Source organism: Luteimonas sp. MC1572, from assembly GCF_016615815.1.
Taxonomy (GTDB): domain Bacteria; phylum Pseudomonadota; class Gammaproteobacteria; order Xanthomonadales; family Xanthomonadaceae; genus Luteimonas.
Genome location: NZ_CP067112.1, coordinates 1,590,680 through 1,614,877 on the forward strand (window position 1 = coordinate 1,590,680; position 24,198 = coordinate 1,614,877).

Consider the following 24,198-nt stretch of genomic DNA (forward strand, 5'->3'; position numbering starts at 1 on the left):
CAGACACGCGCCTAGTGGCAGCGATCCTCGCCCGCCAGCACCGCACGCAGCCCGGCTTCGTCGACGATGCCGATCCGCCGGCCGTCCACCGCGATCATGCCGCGCGCCTGCAGGCGCGACAGCGCGCGGGTCACGGTTTCCAGGGTGATGGCGAGGAAGTTGCCGAGCTCGGCGCGCGTCATGCGCAGTTGCAGCAGCTGCGGGTCGAGCCCCATGGCCGCGAAGCGCGCGGAGAGGTCGAGCAGGAACGCCACCACGCGCTGGTCCGCTCCAAGCGTGCCGACGGCCAGCATCCAGCGCCAGTCCCGGCGGATCTCCGCGGCGAGCATCGAGGTCAGCCGCTGCTGGATTTCGGGCATCAGGTCGTCCGGGCGCGCGCACGGCAGTTCCCACACTTCCGCGGCGTCGAGCGCCACCGCATCGCACGCGTGCGCCGGCATGTCCACTGCATCAAGCCCGAGCAGGTCGCCGCGCATGCGGAAACCGGTGATCTTTTCGCGCCCGTCCTCGCTCAGCACGCTGGTGCGGAAACATCCCGACCGCACGTAGTACAGCGACTGCCGCGGCTGGCCCGCGTGGAACAGTGCCTGGCGCGCGGACAGGCGGTGCACGCGCGGCGGCCAGCGCAGCAGCAAGGCCTCCAGCGTCGGAACGACGTGCGCCTGGCGATCGGCCGACCACGCGCCGCTGACGCCGCGGCTGGGACGTTCCAAGGGACTGGACAGGGCGGGCTGGAGCATCATGATTTCCACTGGATTGCGATGCGATGCAATCTAATGGGCCGTGTGCGCCCGACAGGCAGCCGCAGGTAACCGTTGGTAACGGTTTGTAACCGCCGCTGCGTGCGGTCAATGCGAGAGCAGCAGCGGCACGGGCGAGCCCAGCAGCAGTTCGCGGGTCACGCCTCCCATCACCCACTCGCGCAAGCGCGAATGGCCATAGCCTCCTGCCACGATCAGCTGCGCCGGCATTTCACGCGCATGCTCGAGCAGGATCGCGCTCACCGCGCGGCCGCGGGCGCTTTGCACGACCACGTTTGCCTGCACTCCGTGCCGCGCCAGGTGGGCGCCGACGTCGTCAAGCGCCAGTCCGCCTTCGGCGCCGGGGGACGGATCGATCGCGAGCACGTCGACGCGCGACGCGCCGCGCAGGAGCGGCAGGGCATCGTGCAGGGCGCGCGCGGCCTCGGCCCCCGGCCGCCACGCAACCAGGATCGCACCGCCCTCCTCCGGCGCGGTGGCGCCTGGCGGAATGACCAGCACCGGGCGTCCCGAACCGAGCAGCAGCGAGGCGACGAAGTCATGCGCAACGCTGCCTTCCACGCCGTCATTCACCGGCCCCGTGACCACCGAGAGATCTGCGTGATGCGCCATGTCGACGGACAGGCGCGGCGGCTCCGCGAACAGCGCCTCGACCAGGTGGACCGAGAACGGCACCCCGCTGTCCGCAAGTGCGGCGCGCCGGCGCTCGACGTTGGCCTGGCCCTGGGCGCGCAAACGGTCATGCACGTCGCCGATCGCGACATCGGGCATCAATCCCCATGGATTGGATGCCGGCACCGGGAGATTGACGATCTCCAGGACCGTCAACCGCGCACCGAATCGCCGGGCCAGGGCCAGCGCCGCGGAGATTGCGGCCTCGTCGCCCGGCGTGGCGGTGATGGGTACATACAGGTCCTTGGGCATGCGCGCGCTCCGGGGATCGCACCAGGTGCATCCACAACCCGTCAAACGGAGAAGGGCCGCGTTGGCGGCCCTTCTCCTTGCCACTCACACCACGGATCGTCAGGTCCGCAGCGGCACCACGCGGATCTCGACGCGGCGATTGAGCGCGCGGCCCTGTTCGGTGGCGTTGTCGGCGATCGGCATGCTCTTGCCGAAGCCGACGATCTCGAAGCGTTCGCGCTGCAGGCCCTGGCCGATGAGGTAGTTGCCCACCGCCGAGGCGCGCTGCTCGGAGATGCGCTGGTTGACCGCATCGCCGCCGATGTTGTCGGTGTGGCCGGCCACTTCAACGATCGTCTGGTTGTATTCGGCCAAGGTGCGGGCGACGTTGTTGAGCGCCGGATAGAACTGCGGCTTCAGGTTGGTCTTGTTGAAGTCGAAGGTCACGCCGTCCGGCAGGTTGAGCTTGATGACGTCGCCGTCGCGGTCGACGACGATGCCGGTACCCGCGGTCTGGCGGCGCAGTTCAGCTTCCTGGCGATCCTGGTAGACGCCTACGGCGCCGCCGGCAAGGCCACCCACGCCGGCACCAACCAGCGCGCGCTGGCGTCGTTCGGTGGCGTCGGAACCGCTCAGCAGGCCGGCGACCGCGCCGATCCCGGCGCCGATCAACGCGTTGTTGCGGGTGCGGTTCGGGTCGTTGGGATCGCTGGTCTGCCCGGTATACGTGGCGCAGCTCGAGAGGAGGACGGCACCCGCTGCCGCGGTGGCGAAGAGGATTCGGGGGGCTTTACGCATGGCGGACTCCTGGGTCGGACGGCGAGCGTCCGGGGTGGGGGAAGAATGAACGGGGCTCACGCTACCTGCGATCGCGTCCGCGCAGGGTGATGGGGCGGAGGCTATTCAGCTCTCAGATAGCCCACTGCGGTACACGCGCGGAATGCGGTCGTTCAATCCCACCAGCACTTCGTACGGAATCATGCCGGCCGCCGCCGCCACCTGCTCGACGCGCAGCTCCGCGTCGCCCTGCCGGCCGACCAGCACCACCTCGTCCTCGTTCCACGCGCTGTCGCCATCGATGTCGACCATGAACTGGTCCATGCACACACGCCCGACGATCGGATACTCGCGACCGCGCAGCAGCACGGTGCCACGCGAGGACAACGCACGCGGATAGCCGTCGCCGTAGCCGATCGGCACGGTGACCACGCGCGTGTCCGCGGCGGGCGCCCAGGTGCCGCCATAGCTGACCGTGTGGCCGGCCCGCACCACCTTGAAATAGACCACGCGCGAGACCAGCGAAAGCGCCGGCTGCACCGCCACCGTGGGCCGCGCATCCGCGCCCGGCAGCACGCCGTACAGCAGGATCCCCGGGCGCACCATGTCCAGCCGCGTCTCGGGGAAATGCAGCACGCCGCCGGAGTTGGCGATGTGGCGCGGCGGCACCGGCGCGCCGATCCGCCCGAAATGCGCGCAGGCCTCATCGAACCGCGCCAGTTGCAGCGCCGTCATCGGCGAGTCGGGTTCGTCCGAACAGGCCAGGTGCGAGTAGATCCCGGCCAACTCGATCCAGCGCGACGCCACGGCGGCCTCGATGAACGGCCCGGCGCTCCAGGCGTGCACGCCGATGCGCTCCATGCCGGTATCGATCTTCAGGTGCACCGTTGCGCGCTGGCCCAGTGATTCGGCCGCGGCTTCGACCTGGCGCAGCTTCTCCAGCGACGACACGGTGATCTCGAGGTCGTGGACCAGGTATTGCGCCACCTGCGGCCCGTAGATGCCACCGAGCACCAGTATCGGCACGGTGATGCCGGCGCGCCGCAGCGCGATGCCCTCTTCGGGGAATGCCACGCCCAGGTGCTCCACGCCCTGCGCCTGCAGGTGGCGCGCCACCTCCACCAGGCCGTGGCCATAGGCGTTGGCCTTGACGATCGCCATCACCGGCACGCCGGCGTGTGTGCGGATGGCGCGCAGGTTGCCGGCGATGCGGTCGAGGTCGACCAGGATCCGCGTCGGACGCTCGACGGCATGCAGGCTCACGGCACTACTCGAAGCTGCCCACCGAATCGTGGGCGAGGTTGTCGAAGCGCGTGTACTCGCCGAAGAACTTCAGCTTCACCGAGCCCGTCGGGCCGTTTCGCTGCTTGCCGATGATGACTTCGGCGAGGCCCTTGTCCGGCGAATTTTCCTTGTTGTAGTAGTCGTCGCGGTAAATGAAGATGATCACGTCGGCGTCCTGCTCGATGGCGCCGGACTCGCGCAGGTCGGCCATCACCGGGCGCTTGTCGGCACGCGTTTCCAGCGAGCGGTTGAGCTGCGACAGCGCCACCACCGGCACGTTGAGCTCCTTGGCCAGGCTCTTCAGCGAGCGCGAGATCTCGGAGATCTCGGTGGCGCGGTTCTCGCTGTTGCCCGGCACCGCCATGAGCTGCAGGTAGTCGATGACGATCAGCCCGAGGTCGTGCTCGCGCTTGAGGCGCCGCGCCTTGGCGCGCAACGAGTCCGGCGACAGCGCCGGGGTGTCGTCGATGAAGATCTTGGTTTCCTTGAGCAGGCGGATCGCGCTGGACACGCGGCTCCAGTCCTCGTCCTCGAGCAGGCCGGTGCGCAGGCGGGTGGCGTTGACGCGGCCTACGGACGAGATCAGGCGCAACGCCAGCTGGCTGGCCGACATTTCCATGGAGAACACCGCGACCGCCTTCTTGGTCTTCATGGCGGCGTACTCGGCCATGTTGAGCGCCAGCGTGGTCTTGCCCATCGCCGGGCGCGCGGCCAGGATCACCAGGTCGGTGGGCTGCAGGCCGGCGGTCATCTCGTCGAAATCGACGTAGCCGGTCGGCAGGCCGGTGATCCCGCCGCCGTTGGCGTAGCGGGTCTGCAGCACGTCGAAGGCTTCGGCCATGGCCTTGTTGACCGGCGTGAAGTCGGTGCGGCCGCGGTTGCCGGCCTCGGCAATTGCGAACACCTCCTGCTCGGCCTTGGCCAGCAGCTCGGAGCTCTCGCGGCCACCCGGCTGGAAGCCGTCGTTGACGATGCCGGTGCCGACTTCGATCAGCTGCCGCAGGACCGCCTTGTCGCGCACGATCTCGGCGTAGGCGACGATGTTGGCGGCCGACGGCGTGGTGCTGGCCAGTTCGACGAGATACGCGCCACCCGCCACCATCTCCGACTGCCCCTGCGACTCGAACCACTCGCCCAGGGTTACCGCGTCGTAGGGACGGTTGCGCTCGGCGAGCTCCTTGATGGCGCGGAAGATCAGCTGGTGGTCGCGGCGGTAGAAGTCCGTCTGGTCGAGCTGGTCGCCAACGCGGTCGTAGGCTTCAGGCGAGAGCATCAGGCCGCCCAGCACCGCCTGCTCGGCTTCGACCGACTGCGGCGGGATGCGCAGCTGTTCGATCCGGGCATCGCCACGCCCCTGGAAGGCGGGGCCTTCGTGCTGGAAGCCCGGTCGTGCGCTCATCGGTATCAGGACTCCCCTGGTGGGACCGTCGCCGCGGCCCCTTCTTCTTTGTCGGATTGCCATCGTAGCCCCCGTCGCCGGAAAGCGCTGCAGATAACACTGTGGATAACCGGTGGGCATCGCACGGCGTGAGACGGCGGGAAACGAAGACGGGCGCCTTTCGGCGCCCGTCGACGGAAACGCGTGAAGCCGGATCAGGCGGCTTCGGGCGCCACCACCACGGTGACCGTGGTGTCGATGTCGGCGTGCAGGTGCAGCACGACCTCGTACTGGCCGGTCGCGCGGAACGCGCCCTCGCCCAGCACCACTTCGGACTTCTCGACCGGATGGCCGGCCTTGGTCAGTGCCTCGGCGATATCGCGCGGGCCGACCGAGCCGTACAGCTTGCCTTCGGTCGAGGCGTTGGCGTAGATCGTGACGCTGACGCCCTCGAGCGACGCCAGGCGCTTGTTGGCCTCGTCGTGCGTGGCCACGGCCTTGGCTTCGTACTCGGCGCGGCGCGCCTCGAAGTCGGCCAGGTTGGACGCGGTGGCGGGAACCGCCTTGCCCTGCGGCACCAGGAAATTGCGGCCGTAGCCCGGCTTCACGTCGACCTTGTCGCCGAGGTTGCCGAGGTTCACGACCTTCTGCAGGAGGATCAGTTGCATGGTGGAGCTCCGTATTCGTTAGCGGCGCATCGCGCCGCAACTATGGCTGTCCGAACGGACGGTGTGGGGCGGACGCGCCTCCCGGGAAGGGAGGCGCGCGCGATCACAGGTTGTGGTTGTCGGTGTACGGGATCAGCGCGAGGAAACGCGCGCGCTTGACGGCCGTGGCCAGCTGGCGCTGGTACTTCGACTTGGTGCCGGTGATGCGGCTCGGAACGATCTTGCCGTTCTCGGTCACGTTCTGGCGCAGGGTGTTGAGATCCTTGTAGTCGATCTCCTTGACACCCTCGGCGGTGAACTTGCAGAACTTGCGGCGGCGGAAGAACTTGGACATGTGCGTGCTCCTCAGGCGGCTTCGGTGGTGTCGGTGTCCGGCTCGGGCTTGTCGCCCTCGCCTTCACCCTGGTCGTCACGCGGGCGGCGTTCGCCGCGCTCGGGACGGTCGCCGCGGTCGGGACGGTCGGTCTTCTCCGGCTTCTCGTCCTTGTTCTTCATGATCAGGGACTGTTCGGTGTCGGCCTCTTCGCGACGGATCACCAGGTGGCGCAGGATGGCGTCGTTGAAGCGGAAGCCTTCGGCCAGCTCGTCGAGGACGGCCTGGCCGACTTCGATGTTGAGCAGCACGTAGTGGGCCTTGACCAGGTTGTCGATGGGGTACGCCAGCTGGCGGCGGCCCCAGTCTTCCAGGCGGTGGATCTTGCCTTCGCTGCCTTCGATGAGCGTCTTGTAACGCTCGACCATGGCAGGCACCTGCTCGCTCTGGTCCGGATGGACCAGGAACACGATCTCATAGTGACGCATGCGTATTTCCTTGTGGATATCGGCCGCGACGCGTGTCGCAGGCCCGGATAGCCCCCGGCAATGGAACAGACGGCCGTGGGGCAAGGTCTCCCGGTGAACGGGAGCCGGCAAGTATGGCAGCCGGGTAGCCGCTGGCGCAAATCGCGGCCTGGCCGGCCTTCAGGCCCGGCCAACGGGACCGTCGCGGGGCCTCCTCAGCCCCCGATCGCGGCCTTGCCAGCCTGCTGCCCGGCAATCCAGGCGTCGATGTGCTGCTCGAGCGTCTCCAGCGGCACTGAGCCGGTGACCAGCACGGCGTCGTTGAAGTCGCGCAGGTCGAACGCAGGCCCGAGGGCCGCCTCGGCGCGCGCGCGCAGCTCGGAGATCTTCAGCTGGCCGATCTTGTAGGCCAGCGCCTGGCCGGGCCAGCCGATGTAGCGGTCGATCTCGTTGGTGACGTCCTGGAGCGTCTTGGGCGAGTTGTCCATGAAATAGTCGATCGCCTGCTGCCGGCTCCAGCCCTTGGCATGCATGCCGGTGTCGACCACCAGCCGCACGGCGCGCCACATGTCGTAGGCCAGCTGGCCCATGCGGTCGAGGGGGTCGTCGTAGAGCCCCATGTCGTAGCCGAGGCGCTCGGCATACAGGCCCCAGCCTTCGCCGTAGGCGGTGAAGTAGCCGACCCGGCGGAAGGTGGGCACGCCGGGCAGCTCCAGGCCGCGCGCGAACTGGAAGTGGTGGCCGGGCACGGCTTCGTGCAGCGAGAGGGCCATCATTTCCCAGGTCGGACGCACCTCGGGCCGATACAGGTTGACGTAGTAGTAGCCGGCGCGGCTGCCGTCGGTGGCGCCGGGCTGGTAGTAGGCGGTGGTGGTGTCAGGCGCGATGTTGTCGGGAATCGCGCGCACGCCGTAGGGCAGCCGCGGGATGGTGCGCGCGATCTTCACCAGCTCCGGATCGATCCGCTTGGAGATCGCCTGGTAGGCGGCGAACAGCGCCTCGGGTGTGTCGTGGAAGTACGCCGGATCGGTGCGCAGGTGCTCGAAAAATGCCGCGAGGTCACCCTTGAACCCAACCTCGCCCTTGACCCGCTCCATCTCGCCGCGGATGCGCGCCACTTCGCGCAGGCCGATGGAATGGATCTCCTCGGCACCGAGCTCGGTGGTGGTGAACTGGCGCGCGAGGAAGTCGTAGTAGGCGCTGCCGCCGGGCAGGTCGGCCGCGGCGATGGTCTCGCGCGTCGCGGGCAGGTACTCGGCTTCGAAGAATTCGGCGAAACGCCGGTAGGCCGGCACGATATCGCCGGCCACGACTGCGCGGGCCTCGGCCTCGAGCTCCGCGCGCGCCGCCGCCGGCACGCCGTCGCGGAAGCGCGAGAACGGGCGGTAGAACGGGCTCTGCGCCGGATCCGCCACGACCTGCGCGGCAATCTGCCCGGGGATGCGCTCCATCAGCACGCGCGGCGGGACATTGCCTGCCGCCATCCCCTCGCGCAGCAACACAATGGTGGCGTCCACCTGCGCCGGAATGCCGCGCATGCGCGCCAGCCAGTCGCGGTAGTCCTTGACGGTCGCGAACGGCAGGACCTCGGCGATGCCTTCCGCGGTCTGCACGCCACCGCGCTGGCTGACCGCGCGCTGGTACTCGCGGTACTGCTGGCGCTCGACGGCCTTCTCCAGCTGCCAGGCCATGACGTCATGGCTGAGCTGGTCCTGCGCCGGGAGCGCGGCGCGGTCGATACCGCGCAGGCGCGCCAGCGCATCACGATCGGCCGCCTGGCGGGCCGAGATCGCCGCAGGTGACAGGTCGGTCCAGCGGTCGTTGTAGCGGGTATCGCCACGGTAGCTGGCCGTTTCCGGGGACTCGCGCAGGCTGCGCTCCCACTCCTCGTCGAAGAAGCGATGCAGGTCGGCGGATGCGGTACCGGACTGGGCCGAGGGAGACGCCGGGGCGTCGGCGGCAGTCGCCACCGTGGTGAAAGCGAGAGACAGCAGCAACAGCATCAGCACGCGCGACATGGCGGGTCCGGAAAAACGGGCAAGGCCATCGAGTCTAACCGCGGGCGCGCGGCGGTCGCACGCCGGGCCCCTGCCCTGCGCCACGACGCAGGCAGCGCCGCGTCAGGCGGCCTTGTCGGCGTCGGTGGTGAAGCTTTCGCCGCAGCCGCACTCGGCGGCGACGTTCGGATTGCGGAACACGAACTGCTCGTTCAAGCCGTTCTTCGTGAAGTCCATCTCGGTGCCGTCCACGAGCTCGAGGCTGTCGGCGGTGACGTAGATGCGCACGCCGTCCTGCTCGAACACGGTGTCGCCCTCGCGCGCGTCGCGGGCGAGGTCCACGGCATAGCCCCAACCGGAGCATCCGGTGCGGTGCACGCCAAAACGCACGCCGAGCGCGTCGGGGGCGCCGGCGAGGAATTCCTTCACCCTTTCAAGGGCGGCGGGAGCGAGGATTATGGCCATGGTGTTGATTCTACTCCGTTGCGTCGCGCGGGTCCGGTAAACTGCCCGTCCTATCTCGGTCCATCCCCCAAGGATTCAAGGCATGACGGTGGTCAGCGTCGAGCATGCGCTCGCAGGCGGGATTCCCGCCGGTGGTGAAGTCACGGTTCGCGGCTGGGTGCGCACGCGCCGCGATTCCAAGGCCGGCCTCTCTTTCGTCAACGTCAGCGACGGCTCGTGCTTCGCGCCGATCCAGGTGGTCGCGCCCAGCACGCTCGCGAACTACGAGGACGAGGTGAAGCGCCTGTCGGCGGGCTGCTCCATCGTCGCGCGCGGCACGCTGGTCGCGTCGCAGGGCCAGGGCCAGAGCTTCGAGATCCAGGCCAAGGAGATCGAAGTGGTGGGCTGGGTGGAAGACCCCGAGACCTATCCGATCCAGCCCAAGGCGCACTCGCTGGAATTCCTGCGCGAGGTCGCCCACCTGCGCCCGCGCACCAACCTGTTCGGCGCGGTCACCCGCATCCGCCACTGCCTGGCGCAGGCGGTGCACCGCTATTTCCACGAGCAGGGCTATTTCTGGGTCAACACGCCGATCGTGACCACGTCCGATGCCGAAGGCGCGGGCCAGATGTTCCGCGTGTCCACGCTCGACATGGCCAACCTGCCGCGCGATGCCAAGGGCGCCGTGGATTTCGGCCGCGACTTCTTCGGCAAGGAAACCTTCCTCACGGTGTCCGGCCAGCTCAACGTCGAGGCCTTCTGCCTGGCGCTGAGCAAGGTCTACACCTTCGGCCCGACCTTCCGCGCCGAGAACTCCAACACCACGCGCCACCTGGCCGAGTTCTGGATGATCGAGCCGGAGATCGCGTTCGCCGACCTCTCCGAAACCGCGCGCATCGCCGAAGAGTTCCTCAAGTACCTGTTCCGCGCGGTGCTGGACGAACGCGGCGACGACATGGCGTTCATCGCCGAGCGCGTGCAGAAGGATGCCATCACGCGGCTTGAGGGCTTCATCAACGCGCCGTTCGAGCGCATCGAATACGGCGACGCGATCAAGCTGCTGCAGGCGTCGGGCCACAAGTTCGACTTCCCGGTCGAATGGGGCCTGGACCTGCAGACCGAGCACGAACGCTGGCTGACCGAACAGCACGTCGGCCGCCCGGTGGTGGTGACCAATTACCCCGAGCACATCAAGGCGTTCTACATGCGCCTCAACGACGACGGGAAGACGGTGGCGGCGATGGACGTGCTGGCGCCGGGCATCGGCGAGATCATCGGCGGCTCGCAGCGCGAGGAGCGCCTGGACGTGCTCGACGCGCGCATGGACCAGTTCGGCCTCGACCGCGAGCACTACGGCTGGTACCGCGACTTCCGCCGCTACGGCACGGTGCCGCATGCGGGCTTCGGACTCGGCTTCGAGCGCCTGATCGTCTACGTCTGCGGCCTGTCCAACATCCGCGACGCGATCCCCTACCCGCGCGCGCCCGGCCACGCGGAGTACTGAGGCCGTGCTCCTGTTCCTGGCCCTGTGCAGCGTGGGCGTGGCGATCGCCGCCGTGTCCGCGTTCATCATCTTCTGGCCGCTGTCGCTGGTGCACCTGCGCGACCGCCACCCTGCGCTGCGCGAGCGCCTCGGCGAAGGCGCGTTCCTGAAGCCGAAGGTGCTGTGGTGGCTGCTCAACGGTGGCTACCGCGAAGCGGGCGACCACCGCTTCAGCGGCCTGGCCACGCCGGCTCGGGTGTCGCTGATGACACTGATCGGCAGCCTCGTCGCCGCGGCCCTGTTGTGGCTGTGGTCGGTGGCGCTGTCATGAGCGGGGACAGCATGGAACACGACACCGGTGGCCACGGATTCACCCACCAGGAATGGTGGCTGGCGACGCTCGGCCACACCGTGGTCTGGGCACGCCTGCGCGTGCGCGCCGCCGGTACCGCGGAAGTGTTCGACAGCGACGGCAACACGCTGGTGTACGACAGCGAGGACACCGCGCGCGCGATGCTGATGGACGCCGAGTTCGTCGCGTTCGATGGCCTCGATGCCGACGATGCCGCCGAGCGCGGCTTCATGCTCGATGCGATCGAGCCTCCGCAGGGCGACAGCGACGAGGTCCTGCGCCCGCGCATGGTGCAGCAGCTCGGCGGCGGCCGCGCCTGAGCGCACCACTCCACCCCAGCCACAAGGAGCCACCGCCATGGACCTGAACCTCAACGGCCGCCACGCACTGGTCTGCGGCGCCTCCGAAGGCATTGGCCGCGCGACGGCGATCGAGCTGGCGGCGCTGGGGGCCAGCGTGACGGTGCTCGCCCGTCGCGAAGACGCACTGCGCGAGGTCGTCGGCGCGCTGGCCGGTGGCGACGGCCGCAGCCATGGGCTGGTCGTGGCCGATAGCGCCGATACCGAAGGCCTGCGCACTGCCGTGGCCTCCGTGGTCGCGACGCGCCCGGTGCACATCCTGGTCAACAACACCGGCGGCCCGCCGGGCGGACCGCTGCAGGCCGCCGCGCTGGACGCGCTCGAGGACGCCTTCCGCCGCCACGTGCTCGCCAACCAGGTGCTGTTGCAGGCCGTCCTTCCCGGCATGCGCGCGGCGCGCTGGGGCCGCATCGTCAACGTGGTCTCGACCTCGGTGCGCGAGCCGATCGCCGGGCTGGGCGTGTCCAACACCACCCGCGGCGCCGTGGCGTCGTGGGCCAAGACCCTGTCGCGCGAGCTCGCGCCCGAGGGCATCACCGTGAACAACGTGCTGCCGGGTTTCACCGAGACCGGGCGCATCCGCCAGATCGTGCGCGACCGCGCCGCCAATGAAGGCCGCGACGAGGACGCCATCCGCCGCGAGATGGAGGGCGCCATCCCGGCGCGCCGCTTCGCCACCGCCGACGAGACCGGCGGCGTGATCGCCTTCCTGTGCTCGCCGGCGGCCGCCTACGTCAACGGCGTCAGCCTTGCCGTGGACGGCGGCCGCATGGCGTCCATCTGAGGCCATGCCGGAAGGCCCGGAGATCCGCCGCGCCGCCGATCGACTGGCCGCGGCGGTCGCCGGCGCACCACTGGTGCATGTCTGGTTTGCGTTCCCGGCACTGAAGTACTTCGAAGCCGCGCTGCCCGGGCAGTGCATCGCATCCATCGAGCCCCGCGGAAAGGCCCTGCTCACGCGCTTCGACCACGGCTGGACGCTGTACAGCCACAACCAGCTGTACGGCGTATGGAAGGTGGTCGCCGCCGGCGAACGGCCGGACACCCGCCGCTCGCTGCGCGTGGCCCTGGAGACCGCCGACCGGGCGATCCTCCTGTACTCGGCGTCAGACGTGTCGATGTGGCGCAGCGACGCCATCGAATCGCATCCGTTCCTGCGCAGCCTCGGGCCGGATGTCCTCGACCCGACGCTCGATGCCGCCACCGTCGCCGCGCGCCTCGGCTCGCAGCCGTTCCAGGGCCGTGCACTCGGCGGCCTGCTGCTCGACCAGGGCTTCCTGGCCGGCATGGGCAACTACCTGCGCTCCGAGGTGCTGTTTGCCGCGGGCCTCCATCCGTCGCGGCGGCCGCGTGATCTCGACGCCGCCGCGCTCATGCGCCTTGCCGATGCGCTGCTGGCGATCCCGCGCCTGAGCTACGCCACCCGCGGCATCGAGCCGGCGCGCGGCATGCGCGACGATTACCTCACCGACTCGCCCGAAGGCTTCCGCTTCCGTGTCTTCGACCGCCAGGACCAGCCCTGCCCCACCTGCGGCGGCGCGATCACGCGCATCGAGGCGGGCGCGCGGCGGCTGTACCTCTGTCCACGCTGCCAACACTGACGATCGACCGGCCGGCGGTTAAGCTTGGCGGATGCGACGCTTCGGACACGTCATCAACGGCGCCACGCGCGCGGCCGCCAGCGGTGCCTGGCGCCAGGTCTTCGAGCCTGCGACAGCCCAGGCCTACGCCGAGGTCGCCGATGGTGACACCGCCGACGTGGACGCCGCCGTGGCCGCGGCCAGCGCGGCATTCCCCGCCTGGGCGGCGCTGCGCAACAGCGAGCGCTCGCGCTGGCTGGAGCGGCTGGCCGACGCGCTTGAAGCGCGGCTCGACGACTTCGCCCACGCCGAAGCGCGTGACGGAGGCAAGCCGTTCGCGCTGGCACGCGATGCCGAGATACCGCGTGCCGTGTCCAACCTGCGCTTCTTCGCACACGCGGCCACGCAATTCGGCAGCGAGTCCCACCACGGCGAAGCCGGGCTGAACTACACGCTGCGCCAGCCGCTGGGCGTGGTCGGCACCATCTCGCCCTGGAACCTGCCGCTGTACCTGTTCACCTGGAAGATCGCGCCGGCGATGGCCGCCGGCAACACCGTGGTCGCCAAACCCTCGGAGGTGACGCCTGCCACGGCGACCATGCTCGGCGAATTGGCGGCGGAGATCGGTTTTCCGGCCGGCGTGCTCAACGTGGTGCATGGCCTGGGACCGGCGGTCGGCGAAGCCATCGTCGGCCATCCCGCGGTCAAGGCGGTGTCGTTCACCGGCAGCACCGCGGTCGGCCGGCGCATCGCCGGCATCGCCGCGCCACTGCTGAAGAAGCTCTCGCTGGAGCTCGGCGGCAAGAACCCGACGCTGGTGTTCGCCGACAGCGACTGGCAGGACCAGCTCGACACCATCGTGCGTTCGGCGTTCCAGAACAGCGGGCAGATCTGCCTGTGCGGCTCGCGCATCCTGGTGGAGCGACCGATCTACGCGGCGTTCCGCGACGCGCTGCTGGAGCGCGTGCTCGCGCTGCGCGTCGGCGACCCGATGGACAGCGATGCGCGCATCGGCCCGCTGGTGTCGCAGGCGCACTTCGACAAGGTGGTCGCGGCGCTCGAACGCGCGCGCGAAGAAGGCGGCCGCGTGCTTTGCGGTGGCGGCGCGCTCGACCGGCCCGGCTGGTTCGTGGCGCCGACCCTGGTCGAAGGCCTCGGCCCCGACTGCGCCAGCAACCGCGAGGAGATCTTCGGACCCGTCGCCACGCTGCAACCGTTCGACAGCGACGACCAGGCGCTGGCGCTGGCCAATGCCGGCGACTATGGCCTGGCCGCGTCGGTCTGGACGCGCGACCTCGCGCGCGCGCACCGCTTCGGCGCCGAGCTGCGCTGCGGCATCGTCTGGATCAACACCTGGCTGATGCGCGACCTGCGCACGCCGTTCGGCGGCATGGGCCAGTCCGGCTTCGGGCGCGAAGGCGGCGACGAGGCCATGCGCTTCTTCACCGAAGCGCGCAACGTCTGCATCGCGCGCTGACCCGACACACGACACAGCACCACGGAACCGCCATGCACAGAATGCACGACCTCCTCGAACGCAACCGCGTCTGGGCCGAACGCGTCGAGGCCGAGGACCCCGGCTTCTTCACCCGCCTGTCGAAGATCCAGAAGCCCAAGTACCTGTGGATCGGCTGCTCCGACTCGCGGGTGCCGGCCAACCAGATCATCGACATGGCGCCGGGCGAGGTGTTCGTGCACCGCAACGTGGCCAACGTGGTGGTGCACACCGACCTCAACTGCCTGTCGGTGATCCAGTACGCCATCGACGTGCTCGGGGTGGAGCACATCCTGGTGGTCGGCCACTACGGCTGCGCCGGCGTGGGCGCCGCGCTCGACGGCCAACGGGTAGGCCTGGCCGACAACTGGATCCGCCACGTCAAGGACGTCAAGCACAAGCACCGCGCGATCATCGAGGACCTCGACGACCACGCCATCCGCCACGACCGCCTGTGCGAACTCAACGCGCTGGAGCAGATGATCAACGTCGCCGAATCGACCGTGGTGCGCGAAGCCTGGGCCCGCGGCCAGAAGCTCGCGCTGCACGCCTGGGTGTACTCGCTGCGCAACGGGCGCGTGCATGATCTCGGCCTGTCGATCGACTCGCCCACGGCGCTGCCCGAGCAGTACGACCCGGCGGTCGAGCGCATCCGCGACGATCGCGAGGACCGCTGAGGTGGGCGGCACCACCGTCCACACCGACGCCGCGCCGAAGCCGGTCGGCGCGTATCCGCATGCGCGGCGCGTCGGTGGGTTGCTGTTCCTGTCCGGCATCGGCCCGCGCGACCCGGCGAGCGACGCCATCCCCGGCAACGACTATTTCGCCGATGGACGCGTGCGCAGCTACGACATCGCGGCGCAGGCACGCGCCGTGTTCGCCAACGTGCGCGCCGTGCTCGAGGCCAGCGGTACGCGCTGGGAGGACCTGGTCGACGTCACCGTCTACCTCACCGACATGGCGCGCGACTTCAAGGCCTACAACGCGGTATGGGCCGAGCACTTCCCGGACCCGGCCACCGCCCCGTGCCGCACCACGCTCGGCATCACCGCGCTGCCGACGCCGATCGCGATCGAACTGAAATGCGTCGCCGCCAGCCAGGGAGCCCGGCCATGATTCCCGCACCGCTCAACTTCAGGCAGTGGATCGAGGACAACCGCCACCTGCTGAAGCCGCCCGTCGGCAACAAGTGCATCTACGACGGCGACTTCATCGTGATGGTGGTGGGCGGTCCGAATGCACGCACCGATTACCACTTCGAGGATGGCCCGGAGTGGTTCCACCAGCTGGAAGGCGAGATGGTGCTGCGCATCCAGGAGGACGGCCGCGTGCGCGACATCCCGATCCGCGCGGGCGAGACCTTCCTGCTGCCGCCGCGCGTGCCACACTCCCCGCAGCGGGCGGAGGGCTCGATCGGCCTGGTGATCGAGCGCAAGCGCCTGCCACACGAGGACGACGGCCTCATGTGGTTCTGCGAACAGTGCAACGAGAAGGTCTACGAGGAGTTCTTCCATCTCGAGGACATCGAACAGGATTTTTTCCGCGTGTTCGAGACCTTCTACCGCAGCGAGGCGCTGCGCACCTGCAAGGCCTGCGGGCATCTCAACCCGCGGCCGACGCGCTACGAGATGCAGGCCGATTCGCAGGCCGACATCACGTGAGGCGCGCGCGATGCTGAAGATCGACATCCACGCCCACTACCTGCCGCGCGACTGGCCGGACCTCGCGCGCAAGTACGGCGACGAGCGCTTCCCGGTGCTCCACCATACCGATGACGGCCGCCACCGCATCTACAAGGACGGGCGCTTCTTCCGCGAGATCTGGTCGAAGACCTGGGACGCGCAGGAGCGCATCGACGACTACGCGCGCTTCGGCGTGCAGGTGCAGGTGATCAGCACGGTGCCGATGATGTTCAGCTACTGGGCGAAGCCCAACCAGGCGCTGGAACTGCACATGGCGCTCAACGACCACATGGCCGCGACCTGCCGCGCGCACCCGCGCCACTACGCCGGCATCGGCACGGTGCCGCTGCAGTCGCCGCGGCTGGCGGTGCAGGAGCTCGAGCGCTGCATGGACGAGCTCGGCCTGCAGGGCGTGCAGATCGGCTCGCACATCCAGCTGGCCGACGGCACGCACTGGAACCTGGACGCGCCGGAGCTGTTCCCGTTCTTCGAGGCCGCCGCCGACCTGGGTGCGGCGATCCTGGTGCATCCCTGGGACATGATGGGCACCGACACCATGCCCAAGTACTGGCTGCCGTGGCTGGTGGGCATGCCGGCGGAACAGTCGCGTGCGGCCTGCTCGCTGGTGTTCGGCGGCGTGCTGGAGCGGCTGCCGAAGCTGAAGATCTGCATGGCGCACGGCGGGGGCAGCTTCCCGTACACCATCGGCCGCATCGAGCACGGCTTCAACATGCGCCCCGATCTCGTCGCCACCGACAATCCGCGCAATCCGCGCGAGTACCTGTCGCGGCTCTATTTCGATTCCTGGGTCGCCGACAGCCGCGCGCTGCAGTACCTGCTCGACACCTGCGGCGTCGACCGCGTGATGCTGGGCACCGACTACCCCTTCCCGCTCGGCGAACAGGTGCCCGGCGCCGGCATCGACGCCCTCGACCTCGACGCCGCGGGCAAGGCGCGGCTGTTCAGCGGCACCGCGCTCGAATGGCTCGGCCTGCCTGCGTCGCGGTTTGCATGAAGAGCATTCCCGGCCACTGACCTGCCTGCGCTTATCCGCGCGACTCCGAGAAAAAAAAGGCTTTCCTATCCATGACGGACCTGTACACCGACGACCATGCGTTTGCGCTCGATGAGGCAGACCCGCTGCGTGCGCTGCGCGACGAGTTCATGATCCCGCGCCACGACGGGCGCGAGCAGGCGTACTTCTGTGGCAATTCACTGGGCCTGCAGCCGAAGGCGGCGCGGGGCCATGTGCTGGACGTGCTCGACAAGTGGGCCGCCGAGGCGGTGGAGGCGCATTTCACCGGCACCACGCAGTGGATGCCCTACCACGCGCTGGTGCGAGACGGCCTGGCGCGGGTGGTCGGCGCTGAGCCGTCCGAGGTGGTGGCGATGAACTCGCTCACTGCCAACCTGCACCTGATGCTGGTGAGCTTCTACCGGCCGACGCGCGAGCGTCCCGCGATCCTGATGGAGGCCGGGGCGTTTCCGTCGGATCGCTACGCGCTTGAGTCACAGCTGCGTTTCCACGGCTTCGTCCCGGCGCGCGACCTGATCGAGCTGGCGCCGGACGAGCCGGAGGGCCGCTTCTCGATGGCGGCCATCGAACGCGCCATCACCGAACATGGCCCGCGGCTCGCGCTGGTGCTGTGGCCGGGCGTGCAGTACCGCAGCGGCCAGGCCTTCGACCTCGCCGAGATCACGCGGCTCGGCCACGCCGCCGGCGCGGTGGTGGGCTTCGACCTCGCGCATGCCGCCGGCAACCTGCCGCTGCAGCTGCACGACAGCGGCGCCGACTTCGCGGTCTGGTGCCATTACAAATACCTCAACGCCGGGCCAGGCGCGGTTGCCGGGTGCTTCGTGCACGCACGCCACGCCGAGACCGACCGCCCGCGCTTTGCCGGCTGGTGGGGCCACGAGGAAGCCTCGCGCTTCCGCATGGCGCCCGAATTCAAGCCCACGCCCGGCGCCGACGGCTGGCAGCTCAGCAATCCGCCGATCCTCGGCCTGGCGCCGCTGCGCGGCTCGCTGGAGCTGTTCGATCGCGCCGGGATGGAGGCGCTGCGCGCGAAGTCCGAAGCGCTCACCGGTTACCTGGAGGCGCTGATCGACGCGCAGCTCGCCGATACGCTGTGCATCGCCACGCCGCGCGAACCGGAACGCCGCGGTGCGCAGCTGTCGCTGCGCGTGCTCCAGGGCCGCGGCATGCAGGGCCGCGACGCCGGACGTTCGCTGTTCGAGCACCTGTCCGCCAACGGCGTGGTCGGCGACTGGCGCGAGCCGGACGTCATCCGCATTTCGCCGGCGCCGATGTACAACACCCACGCCGACGTGCTGCGCTTCGTCCGCGAGGTGGTGGAGTGGCGGGAGGCGACGGCGTGAACGCCGCCAGGCAAGCCACGATCATCGGCGCGGGCCTTGCCGGCGCGCTGATGGCCACCCTGCTCGCCCAGCGCGGCTGGCGCGTGGAGGTGTTCGAGCGTCGCGGCGATCCGCGCGTGCACGGATTCGCCGGCGGGCGCTCGATCAACCTGGCGCTGGCCGAACGCGGCCTGCACGCGCTGCGCGCGGCCGACGCCGACGGCGCGGTGCTGCGCCAGGCGGTGATGATGCGGGGCCGCATGGTCCATCCGCTCGAGGGCGAGCCGCAGCTGCAGCGCTACGGCCGCGACGACAGCGAGGTGATCTGGTCAGTGAGCCGCGGCGAGCTCAACATCACGTTGATCGATGCCGCCGAAGCCGCCGGTGCCGTGCTGCACTTCGACCGCCGCCTCGACAGCGTGGATTTCGACGCGCGCGTGGCGACCTATCGCGGCGACCTCGCCGAGCACCGCCACCCCTTCCACACGCTCATCGGCTGCGACGGCGCCGGCTCGACGCTGCGTGGCCTGATGGACGCGCGACGCGCGCTTGGCGAACGCACCGAATGGCTCGGCCACGGCTACAAGGAGCTGGAAATCCCGCCGGCCGCCGACGGCGGTTTCCGCATCGAGCCCAATGCGCTGCACATCTGGCCGCGCGGCCGCTACATGTGCATCGCCCTGCCCAATGACGAGCGCACCTTCACGGTGACCCTGTTCATGGCGTTGCACGCCGACGGCAGCGGCGACCCCGATTTCGACAGCGTGGCCACCGCGGCCGATGCGCGTGCGCTGTTCGCGCGCGACTTCGCCGACACGCTGCCGCTGATCCCCGCGCTGGAACACGATTTCGAGGCCAACCCGGTCGGCACGCTGGGCACGCTGTACCTCGACCGCTGGCACCTGGGTGGTGACGCCGTGCTGATCGGCGATGCCGCGCACGCCATGGTGCCGTTCCACGGCCAGGGCATGAACTGCGCGTTCGAGGACTGCGTGGCGCTCGCGCAGGCGCTCGACGCCGATGCGAACCTGTCCACCGCGTACGCGACGTTCGAAGCCGGCCGCAAGCCGGACGCGACCGCGATCCAGCGCATGGCGCTGGACAACTACATCGAGATGCGCGACCTGGTCGACGATCCGGACTTCCTGTTGCAGCGCCAGCTCGAACTGGCGCTGCAGGCGCGCCATCCGCAGCGCTTCATCCCGCACTACGCCATGGTGACGTTCATGCGCATCCCCTACTCGCTGGCGCTGGCGCGCAGCGAAGTCCAGCGCGGCATCCTGGAGGCGGCCACGCGTGGCCACGCCTCCCTCGACGGCATCGACTGGGCCGCGGCGGACACCGCCGTGCTGGCGCTGCTCGAGCCGCTGGAGGACGCGGCCTGATGGCGGCCAGCTTCCTGTTCTACGACCTGGAAACCTTCGGCACCGACCCGCGGCGCACGCGCATCGCGCAGTTCGCGGCGATCCGCACCAACGAAGCGCTGGAGCAGATCGAGGACCCGATCGACATCATGGTGCGCCCCGCCGACGACCTGCTGCCGTCGCCCGGCGCCACGCTCGTCACCGGCATCACGCCGCAGCACGCGCTGCAGGCCGGGTTGCCGGAGGCCGAAGCCTTCTCGCGGATCATGGACGAGATGGCGCGGCCGGGGACCTGCACGCTGGGCTACAACTCGCTGCGCTTCGACGACGAGTTCATCCGCTGCGGCCTGTATCGCAACTTCCACGATCCCTATGAGCGCGAATGGCGCGGCGGCAATTCGCGCTGGGACCTGCTGGACGTGATGCGCCTGTGGCATGCCCTGCGCCCGGACGGACTGCAGTGGCCGGCACGCGAGGACGGCGCCACGTCCTTCCGCCTCGAACACCTGGCCGCGGCCAACGACGTGCGCGTCGGCGACGCCCACGAAGCGCTGTCCGACGTGCGCGCATTGATCGGCATCGCGCGCCTGTTCCGTAGTGCGCAGCCGCGACTGTGGGATTACGCGCTGCGCCTGCGCGACAAGCGCCATGTCGCGACCCTGCTCGATACCTTCGCGATGACGCCGGTGCTGCATGTGTCACAACGCTATCCGGCAACCCGCCTGTGCGCCGCCGCGGTGCTGCCACTCGCGCGCCACCCGCAGATCGACAGCCGGGTGATCGTGTTCGACCTCGACTCCGAGCCGGACGCCCTGCTCGACCTCGACCCGGACACCATCGCCGAGCGCCTGTACGTGCGTGCCGCCGATTTGCCCGAAGGCATCGCGCGCGTTCCGCTGAAGGAAGTCCACCTCAACCGCTGCCCGGCGCTGGTGCAGTGGGACCACCTGCGCACTGCCGACTTCACGCGCCTGGCGATCGACCCGGCGACGGTGGAAGCGCGCGCCGCGCGCATCCGCGCCCACGGCCCGGCGATCGCCGAGAAGGTCCGCCAGGTGTATGCCCGCGAACGCGCGTACGCGCCGACCGACGTCGACGCCGCGATCTACGACGGCTTCATGGGCGATGGCGACAAGCGCCGCTGCGGCGATGTGCGCGCCACGCCCCCCGCGGCGCTGGGTGCGCGCGACTTCGGCTTCCAGGACCCGCGCCTGGCGGAGCTGCTGTTCCGCTACCGGGCCCGTAACTGGCCGGAGACGCTGGACGCCGGTGAGCGCGCGCGCTGGGACGACTACCGGCGCCGGCGACTGTTCGACGACGCCGGGCTGGGCGAGGTCAACCTGGCGCAGTTCGCGGCCGAGATCGCGCGCCTGCGCGTCGAGCGCGCCGGCAACGCCCGCGACCTGGGCCTGCTCGACCAGCTCGACGCCTGGGGCCGTGACATCGCCGCCACCCTGCCCGCCGCCTGAGGACCGACGATGGCCAGCTATTTCAGCGACAAGAGCCTGCGCTTCCTGCGCAACCTGGCGCGCCACAACGAGCGCACCTGGTTCCAGGCCAACAAGCACGTGTACGAGGCCGAGGTGCGCGACCCGTTCCGCCGCCTCCTGGTGGACCTGCAGCCCGACCTGCTGACGGTCAGCGCGCACTACCGCGCCGAGCCGCGCGCGGTCGATGGCTCGCTGTTCCGCATCCAGCGCGACACGCGCTTTGCCAACGACAAGTCGCCCTACAAGGGCTGGCAGGGCGCGCGCCTGTTCCATGCGCGCAGCCGCGAGACCGCCGCGCCCTCGTTCTACCTGCACCTGCAGCCGGGCAACAGTTTCATCGGCGCCGGCCTGTGGCACCCGGAAACCGCAACCCTGCGCCGCATCCGCCAGTTCATCGTCGACAATCCCGGCAGCTGGGAGGCCGCCGCGCACGCACCGGCGTTCAAGCGCCGCTTCGCGCTCGAGGAAGAGGACATGCTGGTGCGCCCGCCGCGTGGCTTCCCCGACGATTTCCCGTTCCTCGACGACCTGCGCCACAAGAACTTCGTGGCCTCGCGGGCGATCGACGACGCCACCATGACCGGTCCGCGCCTGCGCTCGGTGCTGGCGAAGGACCTGCAGGCGCTGGCCCCGTTCGTCGACTACCTGTGCGCGTCCCTGGACCTGGAGTTCTGAACATGGCGAAGACCAACAGCCGCTGGATCATCCTCGTGTGCGTGGTGCTGGCCGCGCTGCTGGCATGGGTGGCCAGCGGGCCCTACCGCACGATCGCCGCGATCCGCGACGCGGTGAAGACCGAGGACGCCGGCGCATTGGCGCGCCAGGTCGATTTTCCGGCGCTGCGCGCCAGCCTGAAGCTGCAGCTGCAGGACCGCATCGTCCGCGAGGCGGGCGCGGGCATGCAGGCCGATCCGTTCGGAGCATTCGGGCTGCGCATCGCCACCGGCCTCGCCGGTGGCCTGGTCGATGCCATGGTCACGCCGGCCGGGCTGGGCGCGTTGATGGAAGGCCGCAAGACCTGGAACCGCGCCAGCGGCATCGCGCCGCCGTCGCGCCGCGATACCGCGGGGCAATCGGAGCCGCTGCCCGACCCGCGCCACCGCTTCGAGTCGCCATCGCGCTTCACCGCCACCGTGGCCGGCGCGGACGGAAACGATGTGGTGTTCGTGCTGACACGGCAGGGGCTGCAGTGGAAGCTGTCGGATATCCGCCTGCCGGAGTGAGCCTCCCGCGACAGGCCTGAACACGTCAGGCGTTGGAAACCCCGTGCGGCACGTGCCCGGTGGTGACGTGCTGGCGCGCCGACTCGATGTTGTGCTGCGAGTCATCGAAGAAGATGTCAGCGCCGAACACGTCCAGGAACGGACCCTTGGCGCGACCGCCCAGGAACAGCGCCTCGTCCAGGCGCACGCCCCACTCGCGCAGCGTGCGGATCACGCGCTCATGCGCGGGCGCGGAGCGCGCGGTGACCAGCGCGGTGCGGATCGGCGAGGCTTCTCCAGGCGGATACGCCGCCTGCAGGTGGTGCAGCGCATCGAGGAAGCCGCGGAACGGCCCGCCCGACAGCGCCTCGCGTGCACGCTCCTGCTCGTGCCGGTGGAAGGCCTCGATGCCCCCCTCGCGCGACACGCGCTCGCCCTCGTCGCCGAAGATCACCGCGTCGCCATCGAAGGCGATGCGCAGCTGGTCGTGGCGGTGTGCCGGCGCCTTGGCCGGGAGGATGGTCGCCGCGGCCACGCCGTTTTCCAGCGCCGCGCGCACCGAATCGGGATTGGCCGACAGGAACAGCTGCGCGCCGAACGGGCGGATGTAGGGCCAGGTGGGCTCCCCCGAGGTGAACGTGGCGCGCGAGATCGCCAGGCCGTGGTGCTGGATGGCGTTGAAGATGCGCAGGCCGGTATCGGCGGAGTTGCGCGAGAGCAGGATCACCTCGACCCGCGGCGCGTCCGGCGCCACGCCCTCGTTGAGCCCCAGCAGCTTGCGCACCAGCGGGAAGGCGATGCCGGGCTCGAGGATCTCGTCCTCGTTGGCGCGCTGGTGTTCGGCGTAGGCCTCGATGCCGTCGCGCTCGAACAGCGCGTGGCTGTCCTCCAGGTCGAACAGGGCGCGCGAGGAAATGGCGACGGTGAGCGGCGGAAGCACGTTGGATGGCATGCCGGCAGTATGCGCGAGCGCGGTCGCAGGACGCGAGACCGGGCACCGCGGGCCGCGCGCGACGCCCGCGCTCAGGCCTCGAACTGCTCGCTGAGGATGCGTTCTTCCAGGTTGTGCTCGGGATCGAACAGCAGGGTCACCGTGCGCTCGCGCGATTCCTGGATGGTGACCTCGACCACGTCGCGCACCTCGTGCGAATCCGCGGTGGCGCTGACCGGGCGCTTGTAGGGGTCAAGCACGCGGAAGCGCACCAGGGTGTCGGCCTTGAGCAATGCACCGCGCCAGCGCCGCGGCCGGAACGGCGCGATCGGCGTGAGCGCCACCACGCTCGAGCCAAGCGGGAGGATGGGCCCGTGCGCGGAATAGTTGTAGGCGGTGCTGCCGGCGGGCGTCGCGACCATCACGCCGTCGCAGACCAGCTCGTCCAGCCGCACCTGGCCGTTGAGCTCGATGGCGACGTGCGCCGCCTGGCGCGTCTGGCGCAGCAACGACACCTCGTTGTAGGCCAGTGAGCCGACGTTTGCGCCGGATTCGGTGGCGGCCACCATTTCCAGCGGCCTCAGGACGGCCGGTTCCGCAGCCTGCAGGCGGACCATCAGGTCGGGCACGACGCCATCGTTGCCGTGATGGTGGTTCATCAGGAAGCCGACGCTGCCGAGCTTCAAGCCGTACACCGGCTTGCCCAGCGCACCATGGCGATGCAGCGTCTGCAGCATGAAGCCGTCGCCGCCGAGCGCGCAGATGATGTCGGCTTCGTCGGGCGCATGTTGCCCGTGCCGTGAGGTCAGCTGCGCCAGGGCCTGCTGTGCGTCGGCCGTCTGGCTGGCGAGAAAGGCGATGCGGGGCGTTCCGGTCATGCCTCAAGCATACCGCCCGCCTCGCATGGAAA

27 protein-coding genes are annotated in these 24,198 nt (G+C 69.6%); 15 read left to right on the top strand and 12 right to left on the bottom strand.

Annotated features, from left to right (window positions below; translation table 11 throughout):
- Positions 1–11: 11 nt before the first annotated feature.
- From JGR64_RS07200 to JGR64_RS07245, 10 genes are all read right to left on the bottom strand, one after another.
- A complete protein-coding gene (locus JGR64_RS07200; RefSeq protein WP_199372700.1) occupies positions 12–740 on the bottom strand; it encodes a helix-turn-helix domain-containing protein in 729 nt (242 codons plus the stop codon).
- Between the two features lie 108 nt (positions 741–848).
- A complete protein-coding gene (locus tag JGR64_RS07205) occupies positions 849–1,685 on the bottom strand; it encodes a universal stress protein (RefSeq protein ID WP_199372701.1) in 837 nt (278 codons plus the stop codon).
- A gap of 99 nt (positions 1,686–1,784) precedes the next feature.
- The gene (locus tag JGR64_RS07210) at positions 1,785–2,462 is read right to left on the bottom strand and encodes an OmpA family protein (RefSeq protein WP_199372702.1); all 678 of its coding nucleotides are present in this window, start codon (positions 2,460–2,462) and stop codon (positions 1,785–1,787) included.
- A gap of 105 nt (positions 2,463–2,567) precedes the next feature.
- A complete protein-coding gene (gene alr / locus JGR64_RS07215; RefSeq protein ID WP_199372703.1) occupies positions 2,568–3,704 on the bottom strand; it encodes an alanine racemase in 1,137 nt (378 codons plus the stop codon).
- A gap of 4 nt (positions 3,705–3,708) precedes the next feature.
- Positions 3,709–5,124 carry a replicative DNA helicase gene (locus JGR64_RS07220; RefSeq protein WP_199372704.1) on the bottom strand — a complete coding sequence of 472 codons (1,416 nt, stop codon included), beginning with the start codon at positions 5,122–5,124 and terminating at the stop codon, positions 3,709–3,711.
- A 194-nt stretch (positions 5,125–5,318) separates the two neighbouring features.
- Positions 5,319–5,771, bottom strand: a complete 453-nt coding sequence (gene rplI, locus JGR64_RS07225; RefSeq protein ID WP_199372705.1) for a 50S ribosomal protein L9 — start codon at positions 5,769–5,771, stop codon at positions 5,319–5,321.
- Positions 5,772–5,874: 103 nt separating this feature from the next.
- Entirely contained in the window at positions 5,875–6,105 is a 231-nt protein-coding gene (gene rpsR, locus JGR64_RS07230) for a 30S ribosomal protein S18 (RefSeq protein WP_199372706.1), read from the bottom strand.
- Positions 6,106–6,116: 11 nt separating this feature from the next.
- On the bottom strand, positions 6,117–6,572 hold the full coding sequence (rpsF, locus tag JGR64_RS07235) for a 30S ribosomal protein S6 (protein WP_199372707.1): 456 nt from the start codon (positions 6,570–6,572) through the stop codon (positions 6,117–6,119).
- 194 nt (positions 6,573–6,766) lie between these two features.
- Complete coding sequence (locus JGR64_RS07240) at positions 6,767–8,569, bottom strand: DUF885 domain-containing protein (RefSeq protein WP_199372708.1); 1,803 nt, start codon at positions 8,567–8,569, stop codon at positions 6,767–6,769.
- A gap of 102 nt (positions 8,570–8,671) precedes the next feature.
- A complete protein-coding gene (locus tag JGR64_RS07245; RefSeq protein ID WP_199372709.1) occupies positions 8,672–9,013 on the bottom strand; it encodes an iron-sulfur cluster assembly accessory protein in 342 nt (113 codons plus the stop codon).
- Between the two features lie 82 nt (positions 9,014–9,095).
- Between JGR64_RS07245 and asnS the strand changes: the two genes are divergently transcribed.
- The 15 genes from asnS (at position 9,096) to JGR64_RS07320 (ending at position 22,378) form a co-directional block, all read left to right on the top strand.
- Positions 9,096–10,496, top strand: a complete 1,401-nt coding sequence (gene asnS / locus JGR64_RS07250; protein WP_199372710.1) for an asparagine--tRNA ligase — start codon at positions 9,096–9,098, stop codon at positions 10,494–10,496.
- 4 nt (positions 10,497–10,500) lie between these two features.
- Positions 10,501–10,806 carry a hypothetical protein gene (locus tag JGR64_RS07255; protein WP_199372711.1) on the top strand — a complete coding sequence of 102 codons (306 nt, stop codon included), beginning with the start codon at positions 10,501–10,503 and terminating at the stop codon, positions 10,804–10,806.
- Between the two features lie 11 nt (positions 10,807–10,817).
- Entirely contained in the window at positions 10,818–11,147 is a 330-nt protein-coding gene (locus tag JGR64_RS07260) for a hypothetical protein (RefSeq protein ID WP_199373226.1), read from the top strand.
- A gap of 37 nt (positions 11,148–11,184) precedes the next feature.
- Complete coding sequence (locus tag JGR64_RS07265) at positions 11,185–11,970, top strand: SDR family oxidoreductase (protein WP_199372712.1); 786 nt, start codon at positions 11,185–11,187, stop codon at positions 11,968–11,970.
- A gap of 4 nt (positions 11,971–11,974) precedes the next feature.
- Entirely contained in the window at positions 11,975–12,787 is an 813-nt protein-coding gene (nei, locus tag JGR64_RS07270) for an endonuclease VIII (protein WP_199372713.1), read from the top strand.
- 31 nt (positions 12,788–12,818) lie between these two features.
- Entirely contained in the window at positions 12,819–14,243 is a 1,425-nt protein-coding gene (locus JGR64_RS07275) for an aldehyde dehydrogenase (protein ID WP_199372714.1), read from the top strand.
- Between the two features lie 32 nt (positions 14,244–14,275).
- Positions 14,276–14,938 carry a carbonate dehydratase gene (can, locus tag JGR64_RS07280; protein ID WP_199372715.1) on the top strand — a complete coding sequence of 221 codons (663 nt, stop codon included), beginning with the start codon at positions 14,276–14,278 and terminating at the stop codon, positions 14,936–14,938.
- A 1-nt stretch (position 14,939) separates the two neighbouring features.
- Positions 14,940–15,377 (top strand): RidA family protein, encoded by a 438-nt coding sequence (locus JGR64_RS07285; RefSeq protein WP_234446928.1) that lies wholly within the window; start codon positions 14,940–14,942, stop codon positions 15,375–15,377.
- On the top strand, positions 15,374–15,922 hold the full coding sequence (locus JGR64_RS07290) for a 3-hydroxyanthranilate 3,4-dioxygenase (protein WP_199372717.1): 549 nt from the start codon (positions 15,374–15,376) through the stop codon (positions 15,920–15,922). The genes JGR64_RS07285 and JGR64_RS07290 overlap by 4 nt, the downstream gene beginning before the upstream one ends.
- Positions 15,923–15,932: 10 nt before the next feature.
- Positions 15,933–16,958, top strand: a complete 1,026-nt coding sequence (locus JGR64_RS07295) for an amidohydrolase family protein (protein WP_199372718.1) — start codon at positions 15,933–15,935, stop codon at positions 16,956–16,958.
- Positions 16,959–17,029: 71 nt separating this feature from the next.
- Entirely contained in the window at positions 17,030–18,322 is a 1,293-nt protein-coding gene (kynU, locus tag JGR64_RS07300; RefSeq protein WP_199372719.1) for a kynureninase, read from the top strand.
- Positions 18,319–19,686, top strand: coding sequence for an NAD(P)/FAD-dependent oxidoreductase (locus tag JGR64_RS07305; RefSeq protein ID WP_255531421.1), 1,368 nt, complete (start codon positions 18,319–18,321; stop codon positions 19,684–19,686). The genes kynU and JGR64_RS07305 overlap by 4 nt, the downstream gene beginning before the upstream one ends.
- Entirely contained in the window at positions 19,686–21,134 is a 1,449-nt protein-coding gene (gene sbcB, locus JGR64_RS07310; protein ID WP_199372720.1) for an exodeoxyribonuclease I, read from the top strand. Before JGR64_RS07305 ends, sbcB begins: the two co-directional genes overlap by 1 nt.
- Before the next feature lie 9 nt (positions 21,135–21,143).
- On the top strand, positions 21,144–21,830 hold the full coding sequence (locus JGR64_RS07315; protein ID WP_199372721.1) for a DUF2461 domain-containing protein: 687 nt from the start codon (positions 21,144–21,146) through the stop codon (positions 21,828–21,830).
- Positions 21,831–21,832: 2 nt separating this feature from the next.
- Positions 21,833–22,378, top strand: coding sequence for a DUF2939 domain-containing protein (locus JGR64_RS07320; protein ID WP_199372722.1), 546 nt, complete (start codon positions 21,833–21,835; stop codon positions 22,376–22,378).
- Between the two features lie 25 nt (positions 22,379–22,403).
- Here the strand turns inward: JGR64_RS07320 and JGR64_RS07325 are convergent, their stop codons facing one another.
- Together JGR64_RS07325 and JGR64_RS07330 are read right to left on the bottom strand one after the other, a co-directional pair.
- The gene (locus JGR64_RS07325) at positions 22,404–23,309 is read right to left on the bottom strand and encodes a 5'-nucleotidase (protein ID WP_199372723.1); all 906 of its coding nucleotides are present in this window, start codon (positions 23,307–23,309) and stop codon (positions 22,404–22,406) included.
- A 71-nt stretch (positions 23,310–23,380) separates the two neighbouring features.
- A complete protein-coding gene (locus JGR64_RS07330; RefSeq protein WP_199372724.1) occupies positions 23,381–24,166 on the bottom strand; it encodes an NAD kinase in 786 nt (261 codons plus the stop codon).
- Positions 24,167–24,198 lie beyond the last annotated feature (32 nt).